The sequence below is a fragment of the Bartonella chomelii genome (genome assembly GCF_014138465.1).
In the GTDB taxonomy this organism is placed as follows: Bacteria; Pseudomonadota; Alphaproteobacteria; order Rhizobiales; family Rhizobiaceae; genus Bartonella; species Bartonella schoenbuchensis.
The window spans coordinates 1-4402 of the sequence record NZ_JACJIR010000016.1 but is presented as its reverse complement, the minus strand read 5'-3'; the positions used below and the strand labels follow the sequence as shown (position 1 = coordinate 4402).

5 protein-coding genes and 4 pseudogenes are annotated in these 4402 nt (G+C 37.3%); 5 read left to right on the top strand and 4 right to left on the bottom strand.

All coding sequences use genetic code 11. The annotated features are described in order from the left end of the window. Window positions 1-106: 106 nt before the first annotated feature. Window positions 107-379, bottom strand: a complete 273-nt coding sequence (locus GGR10_RS06655; RefSeq protein WP_182480435.1) for a CopG family antitoxin — start codon at window positions 377-379, stop codon at window positions 107-109. Beyond that, window positions 366-557, bottom strand: coding sequence for a BrnT family toxin (locus tag GGR10_RS06920; RefSeq protein ID WP_246316901.1), 192 nt, complete (start codon window positions 555-557; stop codon window positions 366-368). The genes GGR10_RS06655 and GGR10_RS06920 overlap by 14 nt, the downstream gene beginning before the upstream one ends. A 180-nt stretch (window positions 558-737) precedes the next feature. Here GGR10_RS06920 and GGR10_RS06915 point away from each other — a divergent pair. From GGR10_RS06915 to GGR10_RS06635, 4 genes and pseudogenes are all read left to right on the top strand, one after another. After that, a pseudogene (locus GGR10_RS06915) lies at window positions 738-1050 on the top strand (hypothetical protein); the annotation flags it as partial. A gap of 241 nt (window positions 1051-1291) precedes the next feature. After that, window positions 1292-2393 (top strand): annotated as a pseudogene (locus tag GGR10_RS06645) (terminase gpA endonuclease subunit); the annotation flags it as partial. A gap of 262 nt (window positions 2394-2655) precedes the next feature. Next, window positions 2656-3105 (top strand): annotated as a pseudogene (locus GGR10_RS06640) (major capsid protein); the annotation flags it as partial. Between the two features lies 1 nt (window position 3106). Beyond that, window positions 3107-3484, top strand: coding sequence for a head-tail joining protein (locus tag GGR10_RS06635; RefSeq protein WP_182480413.1), 378 nt, complete (start codon window positions 3107-3109; stop codon window positions 3482-3484). 45 nt (window positions 3485-3529) lie between these two features. Here GGR10_RS06635 and GGR10_RS06630 read toward each other — a convergent pair whose 3' ends face one another. Then, a complete protein-coding gene (locus GGR10_RS06630) occupies window positions 3530-3847 on the bottom strand; it encodes a type II toxin-antitoxin system HicB family antitoxin (RefSeq protein ID WP_078689848.1) in 318 nt (105 codons plus the stop codon). After that, on the bottom strand, window positions 3837-4127 hold the full coding sequence (locus GGR10_RS06625; protein ID WP_246316897.1) for a toxin HicA: 291 nt from the start codon (window positions 4125-4127) through the stop codon (window positions 3837-3839). Before GGR10_RS06625 ends, GGR10_RS06630 begins: the two co-directional genes overlap by 11 nt. 45 nt (window positions 4128-4172) lie before the next feature. Here GGR10_RS06625 and GGR10_RS06620 point away from each other — a divergent pair. Further along, window positions 4173-4402 (top strand): annotated as a pseudogene (locus GGR10_RS06620) (hypothetical protein); the annotation flags it as partial.

The window sequence follows — 4402 nt, the reverse complement described above, 5'->3', positions numbered from 1 at the left end:
TTTTAAGCCATTTGTTTAAATTTATCTATTTTAGCAAATTCATCAGCTTTTTCAGTTTGTAGCACATTAACGTCGTAAGCAGCTTGCATGTTAAGTTCGGAGGATGTTAATCGCGATAACTTTTTTGTAAATCTTGCTCAATGAGATGTCGGACATAACGTGTATAGGGAATAGCTTGGTTTTTAGCTTTTTCCTTTAAAGCGTTCATAAGCGCTTGAGGCAGACGAATATTAATAGAGGCTTCTTTAGGTAAAAATTCAAAATGGACGGGTTTAAAACCAGTTAAATCATACTCTGTAAGATCTGCAGTATCTACAAAGTTTTCTGCTTCTGCATCGGTTTTAAAAACAGGCATTTGTTTTAACTTAGAGGTTTTCATAAAAATCAATTTCCTTTTGGTGCATATAACGAGCACTAATGGGGCGCACGAATAATTTATTGTTCATTGTTCTAAAGGTAAAAACTAAAAAAATGTATCGTTCATTATAGCTTTTTCCGATAGCTCTAAACCGTTCTTCTCTAACGTCTGGATCATCTTTGATAACTAAAATGACCATAACCAGAGAATAGATACTCAACTTCTTTTTTAGAAACTCCATGTTTAGCACATTTAGGCCAATTACCTTCGTCCCAGTTTATACCACATATTTTAATGTTTTTCATAACGTATGTATATCAAAATGTATCCACAAATACAATAAAATCTTTTAAAAATTAGTTCAGAAAATAACAAAAACATGAATAAAAAGAACAGAGAAGGACTGTCGGCTCGAGCGTTTGCAAAGAAGATGGGTGTTTATCCTAATGCGGTTGTTGCTTGTTTCAAGATGGGGAAGTTTAATGAAAGCGCTTTATGATGATGGTTCTATCAATGAGAATTAGCAACAGCTTTTATGGAATGAGAATCCCACCAAACAAGCCTATGTTTTAGGCGAAGATGAAAAACCTCGCACAAAGACAAAGCAGGATTCTATAGAAGGAGTTAATGAATACAAAATAAAACTTGAGAGAATGCAAGTAGTACTTAAAAGTGAGAAAATTGATCTTGAATAATTACGAGAGACAATTGTTTTCTGTGAAGAAATGAAAAAAAGATAAAATACGTTATTTTACAATAGTTTATGCATGACATGCATATTGCATTCCCCATCATTTTTGTATATGTTGATATAAATCGGGTGTAATCCTATTAGAATGTATAGTGTTATTATAAAAATTAGTATTCCTGTTCCTTTTTTATGATCAGGATACTTTTAGTCATGAAGAATAAAAACTCATAAGGAGGAGAAAAATGACTAATACAGAAGAAGGTTTTTTTTATTTTCATGCCTGTGAAGCGTGTCAACCAGATACCCCCTACACAGTTTCACAATGGGCAGATAAAAACCGTTATTTGAATACAGTAGCCAGTGCTGAACCTGGATTATGGAGGACCAAGCGTACCCCTTATTTACGGGAAATCATGGACAATCTTTCCTCTTGCAAATCGGTTGAAACAACGGTGGTAATGAAAGCTACACAGATTGGTATAACAGAAGCCGCCTTAAACTTTTGCGGTTACATTATTCACCACAGTTCTGGCCCTGCTCTTTATGTGATGCCTACAGTTGGAGAAGCTCAAACGGTGTCTAAGAACCGTTTTAACCATATGATTGAGGCAAGTCCTGCATTAAATAAACGTATGGCTTCTGCCCGTTCTAGGGGCGGTTGGAATACAATACTTTCGAAAGAATTTGATGATGGGATATTGATGTTTACAGGAGCCCGTAGTGCTGTTAGTTTGCGAGCGGCGCCTATTCGTTATTTGATCCTTGATGAAGTTGATGCCTATCCGTTAAATGTTCAGAAAAGAGGAGATCCAGTATCTCTTGCTGAAACATGTACCAGTACTTTTACTCAACGAAAGATTTTCAAATTTTCTAAACCACGTCACCGTAACACAAGTCGTATCGCTAAAGATTTTGCCTTAGGAGATCAGAGATATTATAATGTGCCTTGTGATGGATGTGGTACACTTCAACCCATTGTTTGGTCGCAAATTCAATGGCCAGAAGGAGCTCCTGAAAAAGCTGTGTTTGTTTGTGCGCATTGTGGTCATAAGCATGCTGAGCACCGTAAAGAAGACTTATTGTCTGAAGAAAGGGGAGCTCGTTGGATACCAACACAAAAGTCAAGCGAGCCTGGTTTGCGCTCTTACCATATTTCAGCACTCTATTCACCTTGGATGACATGGGAAGAGTGTGCACGTGAATTCTCAGAAGCTAAAGATGATCCTGATTGTTTACAGGTTTTTGTCAATGGTGTTTTAGGTGAACCATGGGAAAATAAATTAGAGCAAAGTCATTGATCCAGATAGCTTGTATGCGCAACGTGAAGATTATCCTCTTGCCCCTGCAAAGTTTGATGTCATTCTCAATTTCATGACACCACCTCTTTTTGAGGGGAGATAAATGCCCCTCTGGGGCATTTTCCCGAGAGGAGCTCTTCTTTCAAGCTCCCCCAGAGACTTATGTGGTTAAAAATCGTGTCGTTATTCTTCTGGTTCATGGCGCACTTGTGCGCTGTGGTGCGTGGCTTAGGTTGTGTCAAGATTAACTTCTTACGATGGTCTGTAAGACGCTTTTCAAGAAGCCATTGAGCAGCCTGATGTTCGTGCATGAATTCTTTTCTAAGTTAAAAAGCCATAAAACAGTTCATGAAATCTACTTGGCACAAAGATTAAATAATGCAAAAGGTATTTCAAAACTCAGTGCTATTGGATTTGGACACCTTGGTAGTTTTGATTTTGCTGGTGTAACCTTCATTAGTTATCGTAGTAGCATTGGTAACTATAATGTGAAGGCCAAAACTGGCACCAAACAAGCTATGGGAATTAAACCTGATGAATGCCGATTCTTCCCTGTTAATGTGCCGGGTGTATTCCAAAAAACATTTGCTCCGGGTGAAGGTTTAGATGTTGTCAATACATTCGGTAAACCTCTTTATACAGTTCTTGTAATGGATAAAGAACGCAATACATGGGTGAGACCTGGAGTATACAGTTACCCACTCTTTATTTGCACGTGTCCTGAAATGCTTTTCAAAGCGGTCGTGAAAGCGCAATAAAATGCAATGGTATGGGCTGCTCAGTCAAATGATTGAAGATGTACGTGACACTTTTGGGCAGCCCGTTATCTATACACGAAAGAAAACAGGGCAATCTTTTCATATCATAGCGATTTATAGCATTAAGCATGCAGAGCCAGAAGCTGGGGGAAGAGTAAAAACAACAATCCCAAGAAAAGAACTTGATGTTTGCATCAATGATATTGGAGGCGTGCTTCCTGAACTAGGAGATCGCATTGTTATTTTACCCCCTAAAGAAATTGACAGCAATAAAGTGATTTCTTCTCAAGAGAATTTTACTGTCGCAAATGTACAAGCTTCGGAATCAAATATGTATAAGCTTATCCTTCGTGAGGACGCTGTGTCTGATGTAACGTAAAATTTTTATTAGTTTTCCATCTTCATAAAGCATCAAGGAAAGGAGCTACAGTTTAGAAGAAATATATCTATTTAAACTCACACCATTTTCAGCGGCTTGAATTGCTAATTGTCTATGGAGTTCTGGCGGTATTCTTAACTGAAATCTGCCACTATATTTTACATGTGACAAAGGTATAGGAACATCCTCTCCATTGCGTTGCATGTCCTCAACAACTTCTGTAACGAGATTCATAATACCCTTTAAAGCGTTCTCTGCTTTAACATCTAACCATGAAAGAGAAGGAAATTCAGCACATAAACCAACATATTCCTCATCTTCTTGCGACCACAGAACACGATACGTATAATGATTATTGTTCATTCTTTATCCTTTCTATCGCTTGTAAGATTTGTTTGATTTGATAAGCTTTTGCTTTGTTACCAGAACTTTTTTGAATATTTACACGAGGATCTCCAAACCACGGGGTTTTAAAAACAAAATGGCTTGAACCATTGTTCCGCGGTTCTCCAAAGAAATGTCTACATACAGCCAACAAATCTGAAAACTTTATGTTCTTTGGTGATGTTTTCATCAAGCTGATTATTTTTTCAATTTTATGACTCATAATTTTATATATAGTATCATTATTGATACTAGTCAATGCTTTTTATAGTTTTCAACTGATATGTCCTAAACAGGATTTAAGATGCATCCACGAGATACGTTAAGAGAAACGTTTGTTGAGCTGATTAAAGCTGGCAAGACATCGGCTGGTGATGAAGTTTACAATATGCGAGACTTTAATTTCTCTACTGGAGATCACCCATTTGTTAATGTGTCGACCCAAAGCGAAACAATAGAAGATGGGCACGATTATGGGGCAAGACGACGTATTTTAACGGTTGATGTTGAATGCTATGACACAAGAGAAAATGG